The sequence below is a fragment of the Pedobacter sp. genome (genome assembly GCF_037719805.1).
Taxonomy (GTDB): Bacteria; Bacteroidota; Bacteroidia; order Sphingobacteriales; family Sphingobacteriaceae; genus Pedobacter.
Window position 1 is genome coordinate 81,081 of the sequence record NZ_JBBJLZ010000005.1, and the last position, 24,970, is coordinate 106,050.

At 39.4% G+C, this 24,970-nt stretch carries 25 protein-coding genes; 16 read left to right on the forward strand and 9 right to left on the reverse strand.

The window, feature by feature from the left end; all coding sequences use genetic code 11:
* Positions 1 to 98 precede the first annotated feature (98 nt).
* Both WKF66_RS16735 and mltG read left to right on the forward strand, forming a co-directional pair.
* Positions 99 to 533, forward strand: coding sequence for an META domain-containing protein (locus WKF66_RS16735; RefSeq protein WP_489675634.1), 435 nt, complete (start codon positions 99 to 101; stop codon positions 531 to 533).
* 55 nt (positions 534 to 588) lie between these two features.
* A complete protein-coding gene (gene mltG, locus WKF66_RS16740; protein WP_489675635.1) occupies positions 589 to 1,626 on the forward strand; it encodes an endolytic transglycosylase MltG in 1,038 nt (345 codons plus the stop codon).
* 94 nt (positions 1,627 to 1,720) lie between these two features.
* Here the strand turns inward: mltG and WKF66_RS16745 are convergent, their stop codons facing one another.
* Entirely contained in the window at positions 1,721 to 1,867 is a 147-nt protein-coding gene (locus tag WKF66_RS16745; RefSeq protein WP_489675636.1) for a hypothetical protein, read from the reverse strand.
* Positions 1,868 to 2,122: 255 nt separating this feature from the next.
* Between WKF66_RS16745 and WKF66_RS16750 the strand changes: the two genes are divergently transcribed.
* Positions 2,123 to 3,871, forward strand: a complete 1,749-nt coding sequence (locus WKF66_RS16750; RefSeq protein ID WP_489675637.1) for a PAS domain-containing protein — start codon at positions 2,123 to 2,125, stop codon at positions 3,869 to 3,871.
* Positions 3,872 to 3,919: 48 nt separating this feature from the next.
* Here WKF66_RS16750 and WKF66_RS16755 read toward each other — a convergent pair whose 3' ends face one another.
* Complete coding sequence (locus WKF66_RS16755) at positions 3,920 to 4,324, reverse strand: S41 family peptidase (RefSeq protein ID WP_489675638.1); 405 nt, start codon at positions 4,322 to 4,324, stop codon at positions 3,920 to 3,922.
* A gap of 467 nt (positions 4,325 to 4,791) precedes the next feature.
* Here WKF66_RS16755 and WKF66_RS16760 point away from each other — a divergent pair, with 467 nt between their 5' ends.
* The 3 genes from WKF66_RS16760 to WKF66_RS16770 are packed head-to-tail and all read left to right on the forward strand — an operon-like array spanning position 4,792 to position 6,596.
* Positions 4,792 to 5,361 (forward strand): GNAT family N-acetyltransferase, encoded by a 570-nt coding sequence (locus WKF66_RS16760; protein ID WP_489675639.1) that lies wholly within the window; start codon positions 4,792 to 4,794, stop codon positions 5,359 to 5,361.
* Positions 5,362 to 5,412: 51 nt separating this feature from the next.
* Positions 5,413 to 5,715, forward strand: a complete 303-nt coding sequence (locus WKF66_RS16765; protein WP_489675640.1) for a hypothetical protein — start codon at positions 5,413 to 5,415, stop codon at positions 5,713 to 5,715.
* Positions 5,716 to 5,747: 32 nt separating this feature from the next.
* A complete protein-coding gene (locus WKF66_RS16770) occupies positions 5,748 to 6,596 on the forward strand; it encodes a hypothetical protein (RefSeq protein ID WP_489675641.1) in 849 nt (282 codons plus the stop codon).
* Between the two features lie 9 nt (positions 6,597 to 6,605).
* Here WKF66_RS16770 and WKF66_RS16775 read toward each other — a convergent pair whose 3' ends face one another.
* Positions 6,606 to 6,983 (reverse strand): winged helix-turn-helix transcriptional regulator, encoded by a 378-nt coding sequence (locus WKF66_RS16775; RefSeq protein ID WP_489675642.1) that lies wholly within the window; start codon positions 6,981 to 6,983, stop codon positions 6,606 to 6,608.
* Between the two features lie 113 nt (positions 6,984 to 7,096).
* On the opposite strand from WKF66_RS16775, the gene WKF66_RS16780 reads away from it, so the two are divergent.
* Together WKF66_RS16780 and WKF66_RS16785 are read left to right on the forward strand one after the other, a co-directional pair.
* Positions 7,097 to 7,702, forward strand: a complete 606-nt coding sequence (locus WKF66_RS16780) for an FMN-dependent NADH-azoreductase (protein ID WP_489675643.1) — start codon at positions 7,097 to 7,099, stop codon at positions 7,700 to 7,702.
* A gap of 52 nt (positions 7,703 to 7,754) precedes the next feature.
* The gene (locus WKF66_RS16785; protein WP_489675644.1) at positions 7,755 to 8,609 is read left to right on the forward strand and encodes a dioxygenase family protein; all 855 of its coding nucleotides are present in this window, start codon (positions 7,755 to 7,757) and stop codon (positions 8,607 to 8,609) included.
* 136 nt (positions 8,610 to 8,745) lie between these two features.
* Here the strand turns inward: WKF66_RS16785 and WKF66_RS16790 are convergent, their stop codons facing one another.
* From WKF66_RS16790 to rbsK, 3 genes are all read right to left on the reverse strand, one after another.
* Positions 8,746 to 10,278, reverse strand: coding sequence for an ADP-ribosylglycohydrolase family protein (locus WKF66_RS16790; protein ID WP_489675645.1), 1,533 nt, complete (start codon positions 10,276 to 10,278; stop codon positions 8,746 to 8,748).
* 23 nt (positions 10,279 to 10,301) lie between these two features.
* Positions 10,302 to 11,261 carry a GRP family sugar transporter gene (locus tag WKF66_RS16795; RefSeq protein ID WP_489675646.1) on the reverse strand — a complete coding sequence of 320 codons (960 nt, stop codon included), beginning with the start codon at positions 11,259 to 11,261 and terminating at the stop codon, positions 10,302 to 10,304.
* A 78-nt stretch (positions 11,262 to 11,339) separates the two neighbouring features.
* Complete coding sequence (rbsK, locus tag WKF66_RS16800; RefSeq protein ID WP_489675647.1) at positions 11,340 to 12,254, reverse strand: ribokinase; 915 nt, start codon at positions 12,252 to 12,254, stop codon at positions 11,340 to 11,342.
* Positions 12,255 to 12,418: 164 nt separating this feature from the next.
* Here rbsK and WKF66_RS16805 point away from each other — a divergent pair, with 164 nt between their 5' ends.
* Entirely contained in the window at positions 12,419 to 13,897 is a 1,479-nt protein-coding gene (locus WKF66_RS16805; protein WP_489675648.1) for a hypothetical protein, read from the forward strand.
* A 72-nt stretch (positions 13,898 to 13,969) separates the two neighbouring features.
* On the opposite strand, the gene WKF66_RS16810 is transcribed toward WKF66_RS16805, so the two are convergent.
* Positions 13,970 to 15,013, reverse strand: coding sequence for a M64 family metallopeptidase (locus WKF66_RS16810; RefSeq protein WP_489675649.1), 1,044 nt, complete (start codon positions 15,011 to 15,013; stop codon positions 13,970 to 13,972).
* Positions 15,014 to 15,088: 75 nt separating this feature from the next.
* Between WKF66_RS16810 and WKF66_RS16815 the strand changes: the two genes are divergently transcribed.
* The 4 genes from WKF66_RS16815 (at position 15,089) to WKF66_RS16830 (ending at position 17,483) form a co-directional block, all read left to right on the forward strand.
* On the forward strand, positions 15,089 to 15,613 hold the full coding sequence (locus WKF66_RS16815; RefSeq protein ID WP_489675650.1) for a GNAT family N-acetyltransferase: 525 nt from the start codon (positions 15,089 to 15,091) through the stop codon (positions 15,611 to 15,613).
* Positions 15,614 to 15,700: 87 nt separating this feature from the next.
* On the forward strand, positions 15,701 to 16,246 hold the full coding sequence (locus WKF66_RS16820; protein WP_489675651.1) for a hypothetical protein: 546 nt from the start codon (positions 15,701 to 15,703) through the stop codon (positions 16,244 to 16,246).
* Between the two features lie 87 nt (positions 16,247 to 16,333).
* The gene (locus WKF66_RS16825) at positions 16,334 to 16,522 is read left to right on the forward strand and encodes a hypothetical protein (protein ID WP_489675652.1); all 189 of its coding nucleotides are present in this window, start codon (positions 16,334 to 16,336) and stop codon (positions 16,520 to 16,522) included.
* 334 nt (positions 16,523 to 16,856) lie between these two features.
* Positions 16,857 to 17,483, forward strand: coding sequence for a TlpA disulfide reductase family protein (locus WKF66_RS16830; RefSeq protein ID WP_489675653.1), 627 nt, complete (start codon positions 16,857 to 16,859; stop codon positions 17,481 to 17,483).
* A gap of 100 nt (positions 17,484 to 17,583) precedes the next feature.
* On the opposite strand, the gene WKF66_RS16835 is transcribed toward WKF66_RS16830, so the two are convergent.
* Complete coding sequence (locus WKF66_RS16835; protein WP_489675654.1) at positions 17,584 to 18,417, reverse strand: hypothetical protein; 834 nt, start codon at positions 18,415 to 18,417, stop codon at positions 17,584 to 17,586.
* 259 nt (positions 18,418 to 18,676) lie between these two features.
* Here WKF66_RS16835 and WKF66_RS16840 point away from each other — a divergent pair, with 259 nt between their 5' ends.
* Positions 18,677 to 19,768, forward strand: coding sequence for a hypothetical protein (locus WKF66_RS16840; RefSeq protein ID WP_489675655.1), 1,092 nt, complete (start codon positions 18,677 to 18,679; stop codon positions 19,766 to 19,768).
* 36 nt (positions 19,769 to 19,804) lie between these two features.
* Here WKF66_RS16840 and WKF66_RS16845 read toward each other — a convergent pair whose 3' ends face one another.
* Positions 19,805 to 20,782, reverse strand: coding sequence for an energy transducer TonB (locus WKF66_RS16845; protein WP_489675656.1), 978 nt, complete (start codon positions 20,780 to 20,782; stop codon positions 19,805 to 19,807).
* Positions 20,783 to 20,949: 167 nt separating this feature from the next.
* Here WKF66_RS16845 and WKF66_RS16850 point away from each other — a divergent pair, with 167 nt between their 5' ends.
* Together WKF66_RS16850 and WKF66_RS16855 are read left to right on the forward strand one after the other, a co-directional pair.
* Positions 20,950 to 22,122 (forward strand): DUF4934 domain-containing protein, encoded by a 1,173-nt coding sequence (locus WKF66_RS16850; protein WP_489675657.1) that lies wholly within the window; start codon positions 20,950 to 20,952, stop codon positions 22,120 to 22,122.
* A 6-nt stretch (positions 22,123 to 22,128) separates the two neighbouring features.
* Complete coding sequence (locus tag WKF66_RS16855) at positions 22,129 to 24,960, forward strand: outer membrane beta-barrel protein (protein WP_489675658.1); 2,832 nt, start codon at positions 22,129 to 22,131, stop codon at positions 24,958 to 24,960.
* Positions 24,961 to 24,970: the final 10 nt, after the last annotated feature.

Consider the following 24,970-nt stretch of genomic DNA (forward strand, 5'->3'; position numbering starts at 1 on the left):
CTTCGCAAGGGAAGTAAGTGACGCTTTTTACCAGTATGGGGTGCTTTAACTTCTCTAAACATAAATTAAACAAATAATAATCTTTAAATAATCGACCGATGAAAAAAAATGCAATAATATATTTTTCCTTTCTAGCACTGTTTATTAGTGCTTGTTCCACTGCAAAGAACAATAAAGCCGGGGATAGTCTTTCTAATGCAACCTGGGAACTAGAGTTTATTTCTGGGCCACGAATTACTTTTGAAGGTCTGTATCCAAATAAGAAACCTCAAATTAAGTTTAATACAGCAACAAAGGAAGTTAGTGGAACATCAAGTTGTAACGGATATAGTGCGAAATATACCTCTAATGGTAAAACAATTTCATTTGGAGAGCCTGGACCAACAACAATGATGTTTTGTGATGGTGGAGGTGAACAGACTTTTTTACAAATGATAAAAAAAGTTGACAATTATTCCATTGACAATGACGGTAAGCTGAATTTGAATGTTGGTGAAGTACCGATGATGAGGTTCAAAAAAGCTGCAAAATAATTTTAGGCCTTTACAAAAATAAGGTAACCACTGATTTGTAAAAGAGACTCATTCCATGAAAGTTTTAAAATTACTTGGTGTTTTAGTGATTCTTGCAATCATCGTTTTCTCCTATTGGATTTATAGAACTTTGCATTCGCCCCATGTGCACCATAAAAATAAACAATATCTACAAATTGCACATGGCTCATCTCCCAGCCAAATACTGGATAAACTTACTTCTGAAGGAATCCTTTCTTCCAGAATCCCGCTGAAAATATATATGAAAATCACCGGTACTGGCAGTAAGATGCAGGCGGGTGATTATCTGTTCGATTCACCAATTACACCGCTTGAGGTACTAGGCGAGCTGAGTAGCGGAAGACTACGAACTGTGAAATTAATTATCCCCGAAGGATTTACCCGCTTTGATATTGCTAAAAGAATAGCCAAGCAGTTCCCTCAAAATCAACTTACAAGCGAAGATGCTGTATTGAAACTTATGGAGGATATTTCACTTATTAAAGATATAGCTCCGGAAGCTAACAATCTTGAAGGTTATATGTATCCAAACACTTATAATTTCCCACGCTCTGTTACCACTCAGGCCATCATAAATGAAATGGTCGGGGAGTTTAGAAAGGTTTGGAAGCCGGAATATGCATCTCGGGCATTAGAATTGAAACTTACACCACACAAGGTAATCACTATTGCTTCTCTTATTGAAACGGAGTCGCGACTGAACAAGGAGCGGCCCATTGTAGCCTCAGTAATCTATAATCGCCTGAATAAAGGAATGCCGCTTGGAATAGATCAGACTGCTGTCTATATAGCAAAAATGGAAAATCGTTGGGATGGGATAATAAACAAAAGCGACTTGGAGTCAAACTCTTCGTACAATACTAGAAAGGTTGTTGGTCTTCCGCCAGGCCCTATTTCATCGGTTTCTGAAAACTCCATTAAAGCCGCTCTTCATCCTGCCACCACAAACTATATTTATTACGTTTTAGACGTAGAGAAACAAGATAAATCTCATAGATTTTATGCTACGGCTGCAGAATTTGAACGTGGAAAAGCTGCCTATCAAGCCTGGTTGAAAAAGGAGCGTAGATAAAGAATTCCTTTCGGTGCCTGGAAGATATTACGCTATATAATCGACAGGCAACGCTTAGAATCTAGCTAGAGCATACCCTAATGAACCTTTTCTTTTAGCTGGATTGTGACAAGGTAAGTATGTGATTATATATTTTAATTGCCTTTTCAGATACTCTGTCTGCAGTTTCAACAAATACATCACCTAACTTTTGATTGAAGTAGTGACTATATTGAAATAGCTCTTCGTAAAATAATTTCATATCTATGTTATAATGCTATTTCTATTTATTCGTGAACAATTGTCTTCCGGTAATATCTGTGAATTAAATCACCGATTTCTACACATTAAAGTTGATTGACTATATAAAAGTTTAACTGTTACAAAGGTTCGTTGGCAGGTATAAATTCATCGCAGAAACAATTGTTTGCTTTATTTTAATAAATTTATAAGGCATTGTTATTAATGTCATCACATTCTGCTTATAATTTAAACCGCCCATCAAATTATTGGTATAATGAAACTACCAGGACACGTTACCGATATAGAAGCGCTATTTGATCTTTCTCCAGACTTACTTTGCTTCATCGATTCAAAGGGCTATTTCATCAAGGTAAATAAAGCCTTCCAAGATGCGTTAGGTTATACTAAGAAAGAGCTGCTATCAACGCCTTTTATTAATTTCGTAGATCCTGATAACTGGCAGGCAACGAACCAACAAATTACTGCCCTGGCCCGAGACAAGTCTGTCTCCCAATTTGAGAATCGCTATCACTGCTTGGATGGGTCGTATAAATGGTTTTCCTGGAACGCCTTCCAGCTACCCGACAAGACCTGTTTTGCATCTGCGAGGGACATAACGCTTTATAAAGTTGCCCTGGAAACATCAGCAAAAGCAACCAGTGATAATCAGCTGATTTTCAACCGCTCTTTAGACGTCCTTTGCATGCTTGATAAGACGGGGCGTTTTACCAAGGTAAACGAGGCATCCCTGATGTTATGGGGGTATGAAGAAAAGGAACTGATAGGTAAACTTTGTTCTGACCTGGTACATCCTGATGACCTGGAGAAAAGCAGGCACATTAGGTCAGAAATTAGAAATGGTAACAACCAGAGCAATTTTGAAAACAGGATATTATGTAAAAACGGAGCTTATCTGCCGGTTATATGGTCATTAACCTGGCTTCCCGGTGAGCAGTTGATGTTTGCAATCGCCCGGGATGCAACCGAAAGCGAAAAACAGAAAGAGCAGCTCCGGCTAAAAGAACATAGGCTTATCTCCCTGATTGAAAGCGGCAATGATATTATTCTTATTTTAAATGCGGAAGGCGTGTATAAGTTTGTTAGCCCTTCTGTTAAAACAATTCTTAACTCAGACCCGGAGTATTATTTAGGTAAAGTTACTTTTCAATTTATTCATCCGGACGATCTTGAATGGGTAGGAGCTGAATTTCAGGCTGTATTAGAAACGGAAAAGCCTGTTTATATTGCCCCTTTTCGTTTCCAAATGGTGTCTGGCGATTGGGCCTGGATCGAGACGATTGCTACAAACAGATTGAATGATCCTGCTATTGCGGGAATTGTGATTAATGCGAAAAATGTAACCAGTAAAATAAATGAGGAGCAGGATAAACGGATTATCTCCGAGCAGTTAAGCCTTACAAACGAGCGTTACCGTTTAGTGATTGAAGCCACCAAAGATGTAATATGGGACTGGAACCTGGAAACGCAAAGGTTAACCCGTGATATATCATTCGAAAAGCTCTTGGGTTATACCGCTACACAAGAAACTGACACTAGTAACGGTGCCTGGGAAGATTATATTTTTCCGGAGGACAAAGACCGGGTAATAAAAAGTATTAAGGAAGCCATAGCTGATCCGGAGAAAAAGTATTGGCATGAAGATTACCGTTTTTTAAAAGCAGATCATACCATCGCTTTTATCAGCGATCATGGTTATATCATCAGGAACCTGGATCAAAAAGCAGTTCGTATGGTAGGCGCGATGCACGACCGGACTGAAGGACGGGAAAAAGAACAAAAGATATTAAGGCAGAATAAACAGCTGACAGAAGTTGCCCTGATCAACTCTCATCAGCTTCGACGGCCGGTGGCAACAATTCTAGGCCTGGTAGAATTACTCGATAAATCAGTTTTTGATGAGGAAAATCGGGAAATTATTGAACACCTGGAGACTACAGCAGCAGAGCTTGACTCTGCTATCAGACGCATTAACAGCCAGATCAATTTGAACGAAAAACATTAGCCGATCTAACGTTTATCTCAACTGTCCATGAATAAAACACTCATCAAGCTATTTACTCTTGATATCATTAATTACCCATTCCATTTCCAAATCGCGTTTGGCTAAATGGTCATTGATTGTATACTTGATGTTGATGCCAGGTATTATTCCGCGGCCTTTAACCGGGTAATTGCCGAGGGTTCTAAGTGGGATTTCACCATGACTCAGCGTTAGTGTGGAGTTGTCAAGAGTAAAATGCTTAAAGGTTCCACCAGTGCAACCCTCACTCCCACCGCCACTCTCCTCACCTACAACAGTCACATCGTTGTTCACGGACTGTAAATTAGCCGCTAGAATTGCAGCAGCAGAGAAAGTACCGCCGTTAACAAGCATATAAATCTTTCCTTTATAAGCACTATTAGATGGGATCACCTCCTTAGTCACGCCTATATTAAGGTTTAACCTGATCCACATCTTTCAAAAGTAAAGCTGGGCTTAGTCTATCTTCAAATAGCTCTTTAGCAGTCTGTGCTTTTAAAAAGAACGACGAAATAATAAGGAGAAAGCTAATTAATTTTAGAGCGGAGTTCATATTTCTAAGATATCATTTTCCTTCCATTACGAATCCACCTGAAAACGCTCGATTGTAAGGGATGTCATAACTAGAACCTGCTACAAAAAAACTTAAGTCTTAGTCTGGTATTGCCCGGGTTCCGCTTTGGGTGAGGCCACCATGCGGCCGCGGTGAGGCCACGGTGAGGCCGCCTTTTGCTAGAGAAAAGGCGGCCTCACCGTGCAAGCACCTTGCATTCAAGGCAGCCTCACCCAAAACACAAGTAAAGGTTGACAGCAACGACTATCTGCTTCTTATAACAAATGAATTTGTTAATTTTAGGCCAACATCACTTTAATTAGGCAATAAATAACAAACTACTATTTTGATGAAAGAAGAAATTGCTGACTTGACTAATGGCCTGAACACGCAACCACTATTACAAAATGACAGCGTAGTCCTTTACCCGCTAAAAGAAGACGATTTTGAAGCTCTTTATGCCTCAGCTTCCGACCCAAAGATATGGGAGCAACACCCTAATAAGGACCGCTGGAAAAAAGAGGTGTTTCAAACTTTTTTCGATGGGGCGATGCAAAGCAAGGGTGCATTTAGGATAGTAGACAAGGCAACGGGTGAAGTAATCGGTAGTACCCGCTTTTATGACTATAACCAGAACGAAAGCAGCATTTTTATTGGCTATACTTTTTACACGGTATCTAGTTGGGGGAAAGGAATCAATCCTGCGGTGAAGACAATGATGCTTGATTACGTTTTTCAGTTCGTGAGTACAGTTTGCTTCCATATTGGTGCAGACAATATTCGTTCTCAAATTGCTATTGGCCGCTTAGGAGCTGTAAAGGTTGCTGAACAAGAGGTGACGTATTTTGGAGAAGCACCTAAGCTAAACTTTGTATACGAGATAGATAAAGCAACTTGGAAGATAGATATAGTAACTTGAAATCATATTTACGCGATCACCAGACTCTCATTACCTAACGCTCTTATTGGAATGAAAAAATTACTAATCATGTTAATGATCAATTTTCCGCTTCTTACTACTCGAATACTTATATTAGTTATCTGCTCATTGTTATTTACGCTTACGCTCAAAGCTCAGCAAAATGCTATAGGATCCGATACAACTTCGGTGCTGGATAAATCATCCTATTATGCCATTGATACCACTGTTTATGGAGATCTTGTGAAATCGTTAAGAGGGTTTCTAAAAGCTAAGAATGCAGGTTCCTTATATAATCCATATATACATCCTGATTATCTTAAGGAAGATGCTGAGCCTTTCAACACTTCTTAAACAACGAGTATAAAGAGCCGGATGGAAGCTTCTTGTTTAAAGCAAGAGTACTAGCATTGCTGCAAGTGGACTCCGCTTCGTGGATCATCAAACTAGCTTGGTTAGGTACACGGAAAGGATCAGAAAAAGCGTATTTCGATCGACTAGGTGGACTCATGGTAAGAAGGATAGCGGACAAATACTATTTCTATAATATGGAGAAGTATGCAACGCGAAATTGGACCACACGGCAGGTTGGCTTTATTAAGTATGTATTTCCAAACAAACTCAATTTGAAAAAGGCCAAACTAATGGCTCGGAAAAGTAAGCGCATAGCCATGCGATTTAATCAGCCTGAAACAAATGTTACTTATTTTATGTGTGAAGATCCGGTACAGGTTTTTAAGATTCTTGGACTTGACTATATTGATGAAATGTATAATTCTACCGTAGGTGGATTGGCCAAGTATTGGAACAACACAATTTATTCTGGTAATAATTCTGAGATGTACGAGCATGAATTTGTTCATATTTATAGCCGTAAAGCCTATCCTAACTGTATTAAGGTGGTGGACGAAGGTTATGCGACATTCCTAGGCGGTTCCGGCGGATTGACATTAGATCAATTGAAGACTAAAGCGAGGATATATTTGGCTGCTCACCCAAATATTGACATAACGGCGAGTGCTTTGGACTTCAATAGTTATTTACCTGAAGGAACATCATTAACCTATATCTTTGGAGGGCTTGTGTGCAGAGATATAGAAACCAAAGTAGGATTCGAAGGCATAAAGAAACTTTATGAGCTTAATGACTCTAATAGTTACTTTAATCGCTTACATTCAGTTATAGGAGTGAATCAAGCTGGGTATTCCGATTACATCAAAAAACTGTTAGAATGAGAACTTATCTTAAGATTGTCTCCGCATGCTTTGTTTAATTTTTTCCCTGTGCTGTTCACCCCAGGTATTTAGTTCAGCTAATACATTTTTTAATGTCCGGCTGTATTCGGTCGCTTCGTAAATAATACTGACAGGTGTGCTTGGATAAACGTTACGTTTGATAAAGTCATTGAATTCTAGATCTTTCAGTTCTTTAGCTAGTACTTTCGAGGATATGCCGGTAAGTTCCTGCTGAATTTCGTTAAAACGCTTTGATGATTGAACCAGGGAAAGGATCAGAGCCAGCTTCCATTTTCCATTAAGGACATACAGCGCATCAAGGACGTTCTTTAGTGAACCTGCACATTCTGCACGGCTTGGAAGCAGTTCATTTTTAATGATCTTCATAAGGGCAAAGATAACCACTTACCTCAACGTAACCGCTTACCTTTAGGTAAGTACTCACTTTTCACCACCTGGTAACCATAGCTTTGCTTCCAACAATTCAATTAAGTAATGTTATGAAACATATCCTTCATTTAAAATCAAGTCTGCAAGGTGCAGCATCCTACAGTATTAAACTTGGTGATGCGATCGTACGTAAAATTCAGGAAAAGTATCCGGCCAGTACGGTAGAAGAATTAGACTTGGTCAATAGCGCAATTCCGCACCTTACCCCAAATACCCTTCGTACATTATTTACTCCTATAGAGCTGCTAACGGATGAGGATAAAAAATCTAATTACCTTTCTGATGAGCTGGTAAAGCAGCTATTGGCAGCGGATTTCATCGTTATAGGTGCACCATTAATTAATTTTACTATCCATACTTCGCTTAAGGCCTGGATTGACCATGTTACAAGGCCAAGAATAACTTTTGGTTACGGTGAAGATGGTAGACCTGTCGGACTTGTTATTGGTAAAAAGATATATATTGCCATGTCTTCGGGTGGTGTTTATTCAGAAGGACCCGGGAAAGCTAATGACTTTGTTGCTCCTTACCTGACGGCTTTCCTCGGCTTTTTAGGAATGACAGATTTAACGGTCTTCCGTGCCGAAGGATTAAAAGTCCCCGGCGTAAAAGAACTTGCTATGGAGAAAGCGATTAATAGTATAAAAATCGACTAAACCTTTTTAAAACTTCTACATTAATTTACTATGGTTATCTGAGTCCAATATTATGGGAACGTTGAACAACTTTAAAAAATTTACAGACACACTTTTGGATCAAAGTGTACGGATGCCTGTGTTATTTACTTCGCACGGTAGCCCAATGGATATACCTGTGTCGAAAGAAGACAAGCCCTTCTGGAATAGCCTGTTTGAATTAGGAAAGAATTTGCAGCACAAATATGAGATCAAAGCAGCACTAATCGTGTCGGCCCATTGGTGTACGCAAGGCACATTTGTAAACATATCTCCACAACAAACGCAGATTTATGATTATTACGGTTTTCCGGAGGAGTATTACAAGGTGAAATATCATGCAGAAGGAGCGCCCGATATTGCGAAAGAAATTAAAAACATCATTCCTTCAGTAACTGAAACGCCTGAGTGGGGACTGGACCATGGTGCATGGCCAATGCTAATGCACTTGTTCCCGGAGGCCAATATACCGGTTTTTCAGTTGAGCATTGATTACCATGCCGCTCCTGATTATCACTTTCAATTAGGCAGGCAACTAAAGTCATTACGGGATAAAGGTGTTTTGATTATTGGCAGCGGCTCATTAGTTCATAATCTACAGATGGTAAGAGAAAGGTTCCGTACAGGTGATATGAGTCCTTTTGGATGGGAAGTTGACTATGAACATTGGATCAAAAATGAAATTGACCAACGGAACTTTAGCAGCGTTATTAATTACCGCACCAGCCATGTATTGGGTAAACTGGCAGCGCCAACGCCAGATCATTTTGTGCCGGTACTGTATAGTTTGGGTTTAATGGATAGCAAGGACGAAGTGCAGCACTTCTATGAAGGCGAAGCAAATCTTCCTGCATTTTCTGAACATAGCTTTATGATAGAAAATTATTAGCGGCATCAAACATATTCTTTAAGGTTAGCGCTAACTTAATAACATCCACAGGGAAGAGTTTTATATTCGAATTTATAGTCACTTGTAATTTCCGTGACTTCATTCTTCGATCTAATTTATCATCATTGTTCGCCTACTACATGTGAGCTATTACTCCATTCGGCTTTTTTGAGCTGTAAATCAAGCAATCTGCCAAACGAATGTGATAATTGTTGTCAGGGTTTGTTAGCTCTATCTTCACGCTATGCTTTCCCTCTTTCAATCCATATTTCCAGGTAAGTTCATGACGCCTATATCGAAAAGAGGTCGATAAGTGAGCAGTTTCTATTAGTTTTCCGTCAATGTAAACGTTAGCATTATAAGTAAATTCAGGAAGCATTGTCTGATTTTTATTCGCCGCACCTCGTAAAGAAAAACCTGTTCCTTCGAAGTCAAATTCGTAAGTGACACCCATTGTTTTGTTCAGGACCACTTTATCTTTAGCAAATACGCCTTCAAAACCCTGCTCCAGTTCCACCGGTTGAATCTTTTGCGTAGTAATAACCACATCTTGCGCGTTTACTCTTCCTCCGTTTTTAAGCACCGACTTTATTGCGTGCTGATAGCTGAGTTCATAAACATCGTTCAATGACAGAGTCGTATACTTAAACTTCATATCTTCAGCTCCCTTAAGACCATTCTTCCAGTATTCGGGAATATTATTGTATCCTACTATGGTACCTAGAATCCCTGCCACCGACGATGGATTACAGTCTGAATCCTGGCCACAACGAGTTGCTATCTCCATTGATTTGGCAAAGTCGCCTTTTCCATATAATAAACCCATCACCACATAAGCTGAATTAACTTTTGCATCGATGTTAAGGGGCGCAAAGATACCCTCCGGACAACTATTTTCAGAACTCCATTTTTTCTGAACCTCAAACCACGTCTGTTTCCAATCCGTAGGATATTTCTTATGCCATCGGATGACGTCAGAAATACACTGATAAAATGTACTTTTTTGAGGAATGCTCTTTAACGCCTCATTTACCAGATAGTTAATATGATTTGAACCAAAAGCTAAACTATAAATCGCACCAATGTACACCCCTCCGTACCACCCGTCGCCATAATTCATGATATGACCCACTTTGTCGCTCATCTTACTGGCAGAGTTAGGCATACCCGGATTCATCAATCCTGCAAAATCTGCTTCAATCTGGTAATCAATGTCATCTGAGTGAGGATTGTTCAACCAATGTCCGCTTGCCGGGGCTTTTATCCCGTTGAGAATATTGTAACGTGCCGCTTGGTTGGCATGCCAAAGGCTATAGGGTGCCCGGGCAAACGCATTTGCAAAAGAATCGACATGGGCGTCTAAGCCTCGTTTTTCCAGAACATCTACAAAAGTGAGGTCCATGTAAATGTCATCAAACAAATCGGGCCACTCAATCATCAGTTTTTTCACGTAACCATTTTCCCACGGTATGGTCTGCTCATCCTGTATAAAGGTTCCATTGTATTTGAATTCAGTGTAACTACCAAAGCTTACGCCAATAGTCTGTCCAGCCCAGCCCCCCTTTATCTTGTCTTTTAATGTAGACAAAGGTAAGACCTGTGAGTAAGTGCTCAAAGAGAGCAGTGCTAGCGCGAGCGTAGTAAAAATGGAAATTTTAAGTCTTTTCATATTTGGGCGTATGTATTTAATAGTTAGTTTTTTCCTCCAACAATAATTAGGGCGATGCCTATAATGAAGAGGATAAACATAAGTAGAATGTAGAGATCGACCTTCCGACTGCTTCCTTTGAACTCTTTCCAAATGACTACACCCCAGAAGGCAGCGACCAAAGTTGCTCCCTGACCAAGTCCATAAGATACGGCAGGACCGGCTTTTCCAGCGGCAATCAAATTAAAAAGATTCCCCAGTCCCCAGATGCATCCGCCTAGTAGGCCTACGGCATGGTATTTCGCTCTACCGCTAAAATAGGCTGCGTAATCAAGAGGGGAGCCTTCTAAAGGTCTACGCATTAGAACGGTATTAAAAATAATATTGCTAATAAGAATTCCTGTTGCAAATATAAAGAAAGCCGTATATGGGGTCATTTTGCCTTGAGCCGGATTACTGAAATTGTCAAGATCCATGCCTGCCGCAATGAAAGGATAGAAAGTGGACATCAGAATCCCTGCGACGATTGAAATTGCAATCCACTTGCCAACAGATTTTTGCGGGGTATTTTTGACGGAGTGACTCCGGTAGGCAAGGGCATTTAGCAGGATTGCTACAGTGACCGCAATGACTCCCAGTGCAATGAACATGGGATCGCCTTTTTGCGCGAGTGCATAATTTAGCACAACTCCTATGATCAGGGCAAGGCCGATACCAATTGGAAAGGCAACTGCCATTCCAGCACCCGCAATGGCGGCTGTAAGTAATATGTTTGCCAGGTTGAAGACTAGTCCGCCGATCAAAGCACTCAAGATATTTCTGAGATCTGCCTGGCCGAGGTCAGTTAGGAATGAACGTCCATTATCTCCCATGCTGCCTAGGGTAAAGGCCCCTAGAAGAGAAAAAAGAAATATGCCTATTACATAATCCCAATAGAAGAGTTCAAAACGCCATTTTTGCTGGGTTAGTTTTTGTGTATTAGCCCATGAACCCCAACAAAGCATTGTAACAAAGCAGCAAATAACTGCAGTAGTATAATTTTCTACAATAAAAATTAGATTAAAATTTAAGTGATACTCCGTTTAAATAAGAGTCATTAGAATCTCGTTCCTATAAGGGATAGCATCCTGAGCGCCAAGCCTGGTAACGGCAATGGAGGCCGCCTGACAGGCAAATGTGGTAGCCTCAATCAGGGATTTATTTTCTGAAAGTGCTACAGCCAAAGCTCCATTAAAGACATCGCCTGCAGCAGTGGTATCAACGGTGGTAACCTTTGGAGCCGGAATATGATGAAATGTATCTCCATCCAAAAGCAATGCGCCCTCACTTCCAAGTGTAATAATCACCGTTGCAATTCCTAAAGACTGTAATGCCCTTGCAGCTAGCTGAGCAGTTTCAGGATCAGTGATTTTAACGCCAGTTAGCATTTCCGCTTCTGTCAAATTAGGTGTGATAATGTCTACCAAATCAAATAGGCTGGAAATGGAGTTGTTAGCGGGTGCAGGATTCAGTATAACCTTCATGCCATTTTCCTTTGCTAACTTAGCAGCAAAGTGAACTGCCTCAAATGGGATCTCCAGTTGAACTAACAAGATCTTCGCCTCTCCATATAGCTTGAAAGAATTTTCTACATCACTGGAGTAAAGTCTTGCATTTGCACCTGGCGCCACCACAATGCTATTCTCACCTGTTTCATCAACAGTGATCATCGCGATTCCCGACGGCTGATCTGTATCCGCTACCAGTCCCCTAATATCTACACCCTCTTCCTCAAAAAGCTGACTGGATTGTCGTCCAAAAATATCGTCTCCAATCTTTCCAATGAATGCTACCTCTCCGCCGAGACGCGCTACAGCGACTGCTTGATTTGCTCCCTTGCCCCCTGGGTTCATAAAGAATGTTCCTCCGAGAACAGTCTCTCCGGGCTGTGGAATGTGATGGGTTTTTACCACCATATCCATGTTCATACTTCCAGTAACAATAATATCTACCGACATAGTTTAAAATTTGGTCAAGCTAATATAGGACGGACTACTACCATTTCATTACCAAATAATATTATATTTATGAATTGACGATTAGTCAATTTTCAATCAATAAAGCACTATGCTTCTGTTTATCAATATATTAATACAAATACTTTTTACATTTGCTATGAATCATGCTGAGAGCTGAACTGGAGAAACTTATATTTTCTTTGTCAGCTGCTGAAAAGAAAAGCTTTAGGATATATTATAAGAATCAAAATGGAGATGGGAAATATGGCCAGCTCTTTGAAATGTACCTGGCTGCTATATCAGGAAACTCCCCGGCAGAAGAATGTTTCCACTTAAAGTTCCCAACTTCTTCGTTCGACAACACTGCAGCGTACCTTTTTAAAGTGTTAACAGAGATGCTTACAATGGGTAGAATCCAGCAGGACCCCCGGTTTGCGCAACTTTTTAGTGTAATGAAAGCAAAACTGTTTATTGAGCGTTCCATGCCCGACAGGGCACTAAAGGAAGTTAGGAGAACGCAGCGGCAGGCCGAGAATTCAGAAGATCATTTGCTCTCCTATCTATGTTCTCGTATTGAACTATCGCAGTTGGCGAGGGTAGGTTTTGCTAACATGACACAGCAGGAATTAATCGATTTGCAGATGCGAGGAAGGCAAACGTTGCAAGTGCTCAGGCAGACCCATGAACACCATTCCTTGTATGAAATATTGAGCCATAAACTATTGAGCAAAGGTGTCATGCTAAATGAAGAGGATAACTTGGACGATCTTGTTCTAAGTGAACTCGGAATTATTACTCGCGGCTCGAACCATCGCTTCGAATCCAGGAAGCTCCACCTCCTCTTTCAGGCATATTTCTTTATTCATAAAAGCGAATATGGCGCAGCATTAGAATTATTCAAGAAACTCAATAGCTTGATGGAACTTAATGAATCCATTCTTGATTATCCACCTTACGATTATTTGGACACGCTGGAAGGAATTCTCAATAGTTTGCTCCAGATCAGATATTTTGATGAAATGCAATATTTCATTAGTAAAATAGCAGGATTGCTATCCAAGCCTTATCCTGAGCATTTTCTAAATATGGCAGATCAAACGATGGCCATATTTCAGATGAGCACTATTATTGGAGAACATAAATATGCAGAGGCGTTAAAAGTCCATGATATCAATAAGAAAACAGGACGCTTGAATGAGATAACCATAAGTCCAGAAAAATATATTGCTTACCATCTTGAGGTTTCTATCGCATTTTTTAAGCTCGGGAATCTAAAATCTGCTAAAGAAAACATCTTGAAAGCAATCAACGTGGGCCGATCTCAAATGGAACTTTTGATATTCAGAGCCTGTTGGTTGTTTCAGTTAGTGCTACATGCAGAGGTAGGTGACAATGAGTTTGTCGCATATGAACTCCGGGCTTACAAGCGTGTCTTCCATGGAAAGAGCAAAGTTATTCCATTCGAAAAGTTTCTGTTTGAGGTGATGCTTGTCGAAACTAAAAGAAACAGCAAGGCTTCAAACCGGCGTCTCGCACAGAAAGTGCAAGAAGGCCTGAATGGCATCGATACGACGATCTCACAAGAAAAGTTACTTAACTATTTTGACTTTGTTGGATGGATGTATAGTCACTTGTCTCATTAAGACTATAATGACTAAAGTAGTCCTAATTATCATGTCTTCAATATATGAAAAAGTATGAAGTAATAGAGGAAGCTACTTCCGCGAAGCATCCCGGTGCCGCAGGTTATGTAAATCAGTAACTCTTTGCTTTAAATCAATGAAGTCGTGCTGTAAGGGCGGGATCTGTAAACTGGGTGCCGCTGAAATTGATTGCACATTTCGCGCATCGTCCTTTATAAACGCATTTAGGTCGAAAGGGAGACCCATTCTTGAATGAATAGTTCTTACAATGGCTTCTCTGCTAGGTGCATTAAACCTGGCAACATTGATATCTTTCATTATACTGGTCACCTCAGGACGATAAATACCTTGTTTGCGATAGTAAGCACCTTCATATGCGCCAACTACTGGCCGATAAGCTTGGTGTTCAAGTAAGTGAGCCCACTTGATTTTAGCTAAATCTGACGTATTATCTACATTAGGAAGATAAGGCAGCATACTTACTGGATAATTATTAGCAATGGAATCCTCAACATATTCATCGGCAAGACCCGCAAATGTGTGTCCAGCCTCATGAAGAAAAGTATACTGTGCCCATTGATCAGAGGAGACTGTTGCTATAGATCCCCCGGTACCTCCATATCGATCATCGTTTACCAGCATTACTAAGAGCGATATTTCATAAAAAGATACAGCCTTCACAGCATACTGGAGACTCGCATCAAAATTGCCATTGCGCAGGTCCCGACCATTTACAGTTCCAAAATAGGCATCAAACTTCGTTCTGTCAGGTGTGTAGGTATTAGCAGCTCCCCTGACTTTAGATTCAGCGTAAACCTGATATACATTAAAGTAATTTTTATATTGTTTAAATGGTTCAGCAGTAAAAAAGAAATTAGTAAGCTTTCTTACCAGTGAGTCATACTTTCCATTCTCCTTTAAGTCTTCTTTTGTGAAGCCATCTCCCAGAAATACAATATTTACACCGTCAGGCCTGTTGAACATCACTTTAGCAACATCTCCATCCTGATGATAAACTGGAGGTAATTCAGGTGCAATAGGATTTTTCTTAGAGCAGGATTGTGATATTAAAAGGCTTAACAAGGTAATGACTGAGAAACGTTTAAAAAGGGTCATGTTTGATATTTGAGAAGAAACAAATTAATATCACTAATATGCAGAGATTTGACGACAAAGGAATGAGTTTACACCATGGATAATTACAAAATCATTGCTGCCTCTATTAAAGATTACAAATCAGTACAGTCAATCGGCAGGGAAACGTTCTACGAAACTTTTGCTTCCAGTAATTCTGAAGACGATATGCAAAAATATCTTTCAAAGACCTTTAGTGATGACAAAGTAAAACAAGAGCTGGCCAATGATGAATCACTTTTCTTTATTGCATGCGATAACAATAAGCCTGTAGGATATTTGAAAGTTAAAGTCGGACAAGCACAAACAGAGTTGCAAGATTCCCTATCGCTGGAAATTGAACGCATCTACGTCAAGGAAAGTCACCATGGGAAAAAAGTCGGCCAGTTGCTTTACGACAAAGCGCTGGAGATAGCAAAACAGAGTGGTAAAACGTCAATTTGGTTAGGGGTCTGGGAAGAGAATCCCAGGGCAATCAAATTTTATGAAAAGAATGGTTTCGTGGCGTTTGATAAACATATCTTTAAAATGGGTGATGATGACCAGACTGACATCATGATGCGTAAGTCGCTGCTGGATTGACGAGTGAAAATTCTACCTTAACAAATTCCTTGATCAATTGTAGCACTATATAACTTGTCTCCGTTTAACAGAATTAAACCTTCAAACATGAGCAGCAGCACTTTTAAACTTAGCATAGCAATACTTCTTTTTACACTTATTAATAGTTGTAAAAAGGAAGACAGTGTAATTCAGCGTCGAATTTATGATTCTTTTCTTCCTATGCAAGTAGGTAATCTCTGGTACGCAAACAAAGAGAATTATACCGAGATCCAGGACAGCGTTTTAATTGGTAGCCATCTTTTTTACAAGTTCTATTCTCTAATAGGAGGAGATGCCGTCGACATTTCATACATGCGGATTGATGATAATGGAAAACTTATCGCTAGTGATCCCGAATACCCAACCCCACGCATCATCCGTGCAGACTTCAAAGCCAAATTAGGTGAAAAGTTTTTTACCACTGGCAACGGTGATGATACTGATCAAGAAGTTACTGTAACTGAAAAATCTGATAATAAAATGAGTTTTTCATTTGATCCTATTTATCACCCCAATCTCAAAGGGCATCCATTTGTAATTACCTACATTAAAGGTCAAGGCTTCCCAGGTAATTGGACAAAGCTCAGGATTAATGGAGTAGTACTTAAATAGCTGTACCAGCGGCCGGTGAAAAGTACGAGATACTTAATCAAAAACAGGGAATGCTAATTTACACCGACTATATCGGCCCCATCCGAAATGAACGAATTTAAATATATCATAAATATACCGGGCTATTTACTTCTGGAGGTTTGTAATATGCCGGCAGCAGTTGAACTTAGTCGGTACGAAAAAAGAGATATCAGTTTTAGTGGAAAGATGACCGTTCTACCTGAACAAGTAGATGCATTCTCAACCAGATTAGAATTGACTAAAATAAGATTGTAAAACATCAACGCTCATTTTCTATAATTAAATTCGAGATAAAGTATTTTACAGCTTACTCCTAATTTCTACAAGTGAAGACCAATTTGAACTTAGTGAAGTTGTCTATGGAGTTCTATTCATATTGGACGCACCTGTAATCTATATGAATCGATTGCAGTTATCAGAATAAATAGCTATTTTAGTTATTCAAATATAACGGCATCTCATGAGAACAATCACGTTCCTCTCGCTTTTTCTGCTATTGGCGGTTAAAGGCTATTCCCAACATGAACTTTACACTTTCAATATCAGGGACTTACATCCAAAGAAATAAGTGAGCCAATTTATAGAGTCAATGAAGAAGTCTATTCCAGCAGGGACAGAGGTAACTCCTATTATCTATCATAAAGTATTTAGAAAAGATACTGTTGTTAACTATATTCGCTTCGTTGTTGCAAAGAAAACTCCTTCCGATCAACCGGTTGCCAGCGTCTTTACCTATGAGCAAGACTCCACGTTTTTGTTGCTCAATCAGCTGCTCCCGCCCTTCCAGCTCACGGACATGAACGGAACTACAGTATCCTCTTCCACCCTACCCGGCAAGCCTACCCTTATAAATTTCTGGGCAACGTATTGCGGACCATGCATTGCAGAGATGCCTGAAATGAGCCGGTTGAAGGAAAAATATAAGGATCAGGTGAACTTCCTGTCCATAACCGAAAACGACGCCGTTATGGATGATTTAAAAGCTTTTCTCGCAGATAAAGACTTCAACTACCAGGTGCTTGACCGCGGCGAAGCTTATAAGAAAACGCTTAAACTAAGTTCAATCCCTAAGAATCTGTTCATTGATAAGAAAGGTATCTTGAGATATGTACAGGGCAACTACCCATTAAGTGAGAAGGGGAAACCAATAGCACTGGAATCGAAAGACAATTATTTTACTACCATCATTGAAAGACTCTTAAAGGAATCTTTTTAACGTCAGTTTAATCGTATTCTTATCGATTATCCTACCTGCCATTGCTTTTGCAAAGCAAATAGACAGATATGCAGAACGCAAAGATTCTGCGCAGATTAGCCTATTCTTGTTTTATAAACCATTCATCGTAAACTGCTACCTGCTCATTTGCATCTGTTATAGTACCAAAAGTATGCAGCTTACCCTTTTCGAGTTTCAGGCTGAACTTCACCTTCGTGGTATTAAAATCCTTATAAGAGGCGAAACTGATTAGCTCGCTGTAAGCACCATCTTTTAAGGTGTATAACCCACCTGCACAAGAGACTACCAGCCTCTGGTTATCAGCTTTCGGAATAACCTGGTCCCGAATAACTATCACCATACCGGGCGTAAAAATTTTACGCATGCTTGTAGAGGTGCTATCTGCGGTGAAAACGCTTCCATCAGGCTGATTCACTTTTTGTAATACCACCCTCCAAGTTCCAATGAGTTCTTTACTTTGTACAGGAACATCCACTTTACTAAACCATTCATCGTAAGTTGTTTTAATACCATCAGCGCCAGACAATGTTCCTACGGTATGCATCTTTCCATTCTCTATAGTCAGCTTAAACTGTACTTTCAGGTCCTTGTAGTCCTTCCACGAAGCAAATTCTGTAAACTCTTCATAAACGTCGCCATTTATAGTATAATGACCGCCGGCACAAGAAGTCACTAATTTTTGATTGTCATACTGAGGTATCTTGCTTTCCCCAATATTAACGAACATGGTATGTGTATAAACTTTCATTGAATTGAGGGCAGCACTGTCGGCAGTAGTAATGCCACCTTCAGAATTGATGATCTTTTGCGATATCAGACGCCAGCTACCGACAATGTTTGTTTTTTGAGCCGACAAATTCAGGCATAAAAGAAAGATCAGAGCTATTGTCAAAGAAATCAATTTAGCTTTCATATTTATATTTAGTTGCACTAATATAATACTCTTGATTGAAGAAAAGCGTGGTTATTAAGGCTTTAATTCTCTATTTTAAAGTAGTTCCAAAGGTCTTGTATCAAGGGAAGGTTGCCTCTTATGCATGATGATCTTTAAATGGACAACGAAGCTGTAAAAGAGCACGGTAAAAGCGCTAAGTATTACCATTATACTGCTATCTTGTTGTTCTGTTGTGTGTTTGGTAACAGTTTACTAACCAATCTAAAAACGAAACGCTATGAAAAGATTTAAAGTCCATCTCATTTGCTTGTTCAACTTCTTTCTACTGCTATCATGCACCAAGCCGGTTGTTACCGTTATAGGTACTCCTAAAATAGAAGCAGGTATCGCTAAAATCACTGGCAAAGTGAGTAGTCCGAATGACAGTCATAAAGCTAATAGTTTTGTTGAAATGTTCGTTACACATGCAATATCGGGAGAGATTTCAAAATATAAAGCGGTCATCAATCAATCTGGTAGATTCTCTATTGACGTTGATGTTGAAACAAATATTGCGCTTATTGCCCTATACACCAGTTTGAAGCCATATAATTCTCTGCTTGTCAGAGTCAAAAGCGGAGAAGTTACTAATATCGATATCACTTACAACACGAACCTTAATATTGAAGACGTTAAGACTAAGCCTGAAATGAATGAAGATGATATGATGCAAAGCTTGCCTATTATCAATCAAATGCATGGCATTTACGATAATGTACCTGAACCACAAATACCCTTATATGATAAGAATCCTGAAGCTTACCTGAGGTATATCAAAACGAGGGTATCCGAGAAATCGGAAATCTTAAATAAGGATTCGCTACTATCTACAGAACTCAAAGGGATCTTGGCTAAGGAATTTACCTTATGGAGGTATACTGTTGGGGCCTTTGATTACGAAAGATCCATGAAATTTAATTTCCAGTACTTCGTTAAGGATAGCACCAGAATGCCTAAAATTCAAAAGATCGACAGATCTTATTTTGGTTTTCTGAAGGAATTTAACCTCAATAACCCGCAATATTTGATTTGTTCAAACTTCATCGATTTTCAAAAAGGAATGCTGAAAAATGGCACGTTAGCGCTTCCTGAAATTGCCCAGCTTGACATTCCTTCCTGGTTAGTTATTGTGAAAGCTAGCTTATCGGATGTAGTAGGATTTAAAGATGGCCAATATTACGATATCTTAGCTGCAAATGCATACGGCAGACAGCTCAATGAAAAAGTACAACTTACCGAAAAGCAGAAAAAGAATATTTTAGATTATTGGAAAGAAGGGGAGATTGCCAAAATACTATTACGGAAAAACCAACAGGTTGCTAAAAGATAGAAAATTTAGATTGTCTGGTATGTGATATCAAAGCACTTATAAAGAAAATCTAATCGGGATGTTGTATTTTACTTTAATAGGTTTTCCGTTTCTAATTCCAGGTAGCCATTTAGGGGATTCTTTGAGCACCTTAACGGCTGCCTCATCATACAAATGATCAATTGATTTGGTTACTCGAACATCTTTCACCGTACCATCTTTATCAACAATGAATGACAAATGGACCTCCCCTGCTCGACGGTTCACAATTCCCGTCGCCGGATATATCAAGTTGCTGCGAACATACTCATAGAATGCTGAAGGCCCACCCCTAAACTGAGGAAACCGATCACCATTTCTAGCAAGTGGGTCGGTTACAGAGACACTGTCTCCGCCCATTCCCTTAAATTTCGCAGTATCTGCGCTACTTGGAATTTTGCGTTTGATAAACGCAGTTACACCGAACAAAACAGGATCTTCTGATGAGTAAACGATCCGGACCGTGTCTGAGATCTGGAGAATCCTATCGCTGTTTACAACACTTTTCACGTATACTTTCCCTCGCACCACGTACCGGATCCTCGCCTTAAACCGCGATTCTCGATTGTGTTTTTTACCTCTTACGGTATACAAATCTATAACAGGCGCAGCGTAAACTACACCAAAGCGAGCTAACTCCCGATCTTCGCGACTTGACCGCAGAAATATAGCTACCGAAATTGCAATCAACCAGGTTATCCCATGTAAAAATAATATGTAAGTTGTTCTTGAGGTCGTTGAAAGAATGTAGACCGTCATATGGGTAATAACTGCTGTCATAAAGCCGAAAGCCACTCCCCCATAAAATAAGTAGCCTTTACCCAAGATGCTAGCAAACATAAGGGCTATGGTTATCACCATAACGCCCAGAATCCATAAAAGTGCCGCGTTAGAGAGTTCTTTAGGCTCAGTGTCTATAGATTTATACTCTTCCTCCATAAGCTTGAATATCGCAAAAATTATTACTTCTTCATCAACCTCATATTTTGCTTCCACTTAACTAACCTAAAAAGTGTTAAAAGTTTTAAGGCTATTTGATTAATCTATATATTTAAGAACAATTGAAACCAAGTATGTTTAAAAACGCTCTCAACACACTCATTCTCTGTGTAATCTGTTGCACACAAGTTTTAGCCCAACGTAATAAGGTAGACAGTGCCGGCATGAAGACTTTACGGCTTGACCCCTCCACTGCAAGAGGTGCTGCAGCATCACAGGTTTTTGAAGAAGTGAAGTTCATCCCCCTGGAAACTACCAAAGAAAGTCTTTTTGGTTCCATCAGTCAGTTTAGTGTTACTAAGGATAATTATGTAATCTATGACTATGATACCAAGGCAGTTTTGATATTTGACAAAGCTGGAAAATACATTGCGAAGGTTAATTCAAGCAAAATTGCAAAGGACCCGAAAGACAAAGTAACTCCGGAGTTTCATGGTTATGTATTAAAAACAGAGAACAACCAAGATTACATTCAGATATCTTCTAACAGAAACATTTTTTATTTTGATTTGAAGGGTCAGCTCTACAAAAAAGGAAAGTGGAACGAGCCAGGTATTTCCTACGGCAACGAAAAGAAGTTTAGTAATGACATAATTATTAAAGAGTACTACGTTGATAAGAAGGAAAAAGACTCAAAAGACAGTACCTTTTACGATATAGGTTTAGTAAAAGACAAAAAGAAAGTTGCCGCCTATTTCCCTTTTCATCCGGATAGTGCGAAAAACGATGAGAATTGGGGCAGTAGCAGATTTTATAATAATGGTGTACCGGATGAGCTTTTTTACACCAGAAATTATGAATACAATATTTATAAACTAACACCGGAAAAGCTTTCCTTAGCATATCGCCTGATTTTTCCAGCAATAAATTCTCTGCCTGCTGATTATGGATCCAATCCGAAATACAGGGGAAAACGTTCTGATTTCTTTACCAATAATAAGAAGGCTTTCTACAGGATGGACAATGTTTATCAGACCGGGGATAACCTCTACTTAAACATGAAGAACTTTGAGTGGAATAAGGCTGACAAGGAATCACTCATATACAACCTGAAGTCTGGAATGCTGACCTCTGTTGCTGATATCGAGCCTGATACGCTAAGTCAGTTTTTGCCAGTTACGGATGCCAGTAATGGTTACGAATATGAAAACAGGGGCTTTCTAACGTTTGAAAAGGGATATTTTTATACCAGTTACTCTTCTTTGGCAATGTTGGGTTACAAAGAGCTAAATGAGGGTAAAAACCGAAAATATGATCCCTTATTAACTGAATATTTTAAAACGCAAAACAGAAAAAGTAATCCTGTAATCATCCTGTTAAAACCAAAAAACAATTAACGCTCCATGTTCAAATTTTACTATTATGCCATAGCCCTTCTGCTATGCATGCTCTCGTTTAATGCTTTTTCGCAAAAAGTAGATCCTACACGTATTGGCACAGTGAAAGGTATTGCCAGAGATACTGCACAAAAATACGTTTTGAAATCAGCCACCGTGTCTGTTTATAAGGCTGTTGATAGTACTATAGTAAGCTACCAGGTAACTAATAATTACGGTGAGTTTAGCTTTAAGAACTTGCCCGTAAACCTCTTATTAAGGTTAGAGATAAGCAATGTTGGATATGCGCCAACCAGTAAAACCTTTACCATACCGGGGGATAAAAATGCTGTTGACTTAGGGACATTGATCGTTAACCGTAGGGATATTATGCTTGATGATGTGGTCATATCTGTACCGCCAATGAGTATGAACGGTGATACTCTAGAGTTTAATGCTGCTGCGTTCAAAGTTGACACCAATGCCACCGTAGAAGACATGCTAAAAATGATACCCAACATTACTTTATGGGGTGATGGGCAAATTACCGTTAACGGAGCAGAAGTAAAAAGCTTGAAGGTAAACGGTAAATCGTTTTTTGGTGATAATGTTAAGGTGGCTATTCAAAACATAGCGGCGAATGCCTTACAGAAAGTTCAGGTTTATAAACAAACTCAAGGCTCAACAAATCCTCTTGATTCTACTCTTGAGATGAATTTGAAGCTAAAAAAAGGAAAGGACATCGGTTACTTCGGTAAGTTTGGCGGCGGATATGGTACCACTAAACGGTTTGAATCTGATGCAAGTATAAATATGTTTTCCCCGAAAATGCAACTGGCAATAGTAGGCGCTGCAAATAATGTTAACAAGGGGCTGGACAATGTAAATGACATGTTGGAGAATAGCACGTTTAAAGGCCAGGGAACAAATGTGGAGTACCAACCTGATTTTCGGGAATCTGGTATAAATAAACACAGCGCACTGGGAGCAAATTTCACTTATAACTTTATCGAAAAACCTACCTACGATAAGAAGAACACTCTTAAGTCTAATTTCTTTCTACGGGATAGGGACACAGACAATTCATCTGAAACAACTACAACCACATCTATAAGCAGCACCGATAAAGTAATCGAGAATAGCGTCAATGACAATACTTCCAACACTGTCACGCAGCATTTCGATTCTAATTATGAGTTGACAAAAAAGGGGCACAATGTATCGTTTTCACAGAGTGTTGACATGAATAATGGAGAAAGTACCGATCAATCTTTCCGCACTGCGCAGAACTTGCAAAATGAGTTAACCAGCACCAACAACTCACTAAATACAAATAATTACACGAATAAGAATTTTAACCTCAGAGCTGGTTACCGCTATTCCCCGTATATTACTACCGATCGCACGCGCTTTGCAGGTTTTAACCTGGATTATCGCGTGAACGGCTATAATAATGAGAGCCAAAGGTTAAACTTAACGGAATTCAAATCTTTTACTGGGACTAGCCAAAACAGAAAGTTTAACCGTAAATACGACATAAATAATGACGGGCTTAACCAGGAGATTAATCTCACTTTGCCGGGTTTAAAAAGATTAATATTTGGAGATGTGAAACTTGCTAATATTGGCTTTGAGTTTACAAATGAGTTGCTATTAAGGACCGATAAGAACATAAATCGTGTTCAAGATCTGGACACTTTAACGAATGTCTACCGCACAAACCGTTACCTTGATAATGAGGTTCAGACAGGTATTGTACAAGAAACTCCCGGGTTAAGATTTCAAAAATCAATTACCAAAAGTCTTTCAAATCGATTTTATAAAACTTTAACATTCAGGTTTCATCCAAAGGCGATATTAATTTCACAAGACAATAAATCTGACCGCTCTTTCCAAAATATCAAACGCAATTACAGCAAATTAGTACCCGATGCAGGGATTGATTATTCAGACAGTCAGTATGGAGATTATTACAGGAGTTATAATATAAACTACTATACAAAGATTAACATACCGACGATACAACAATTGGCTCCTCTTACAGATAGTACCAATTTATATTACTTGCAGCGCGGAAACATTAATTTAAAGAAATCTGTCCAACAGGAAATTGCATTTAGCTTTTACCATTACGACCAAACCAACAAAAACACATTAAACTATAATCTATCAGTTACGGCAGGGAAAATCGACGACAATATTGTTGATAGTTTACTTATTGACGATCAAAACAGGCGTACCGTTTTTTTGGTGAACGCCGATGGCCATCAGTATATAAGCGGAAACGCCAGTATAAGGAAAGCATTTAAATTAAAAACTTCCGAGCTCCAATTGAATGTATACAACAACTTTAACGTCAACAGAAACCCGGGTTATACCAATAGTGTGTTTACCTATTCGAGCAATTTTAACACCTACACTACGGGTGGTGTCAATTATACCTACAAGAGTTACTTAGCAGTCGCGCTTAGCCAATCATGGAGTACTTCAAAGTCAACGCAACAGGCATTTAACACGAAATACACCGCTTTAAATGTAGGCACCACGCTAACTGCCAGCTACAACATTACCAAGAAACTTACGCTTAACAGCAGTATCAGTAACAACAACAGTTCATCATCTAACGCAGATGATATTGTCTATACGATATGGAATGCGAACATGGTTTACCGTTTCCTAAAGGGTAATAATGGCGAACTTAAGTTTGCAGCATTGGATTTGTTAAGGCAGAATACGAGTGTAATTAATTACACGGGTTCAAACAGCTTTACCGTAGGCACACAAAATGTATTGAGACAATACTTCATGACTACACTGTCTTACTACCCAAGACAGTTTGGTAAAAAAGCGAAGAAGTAACAGAAATAGA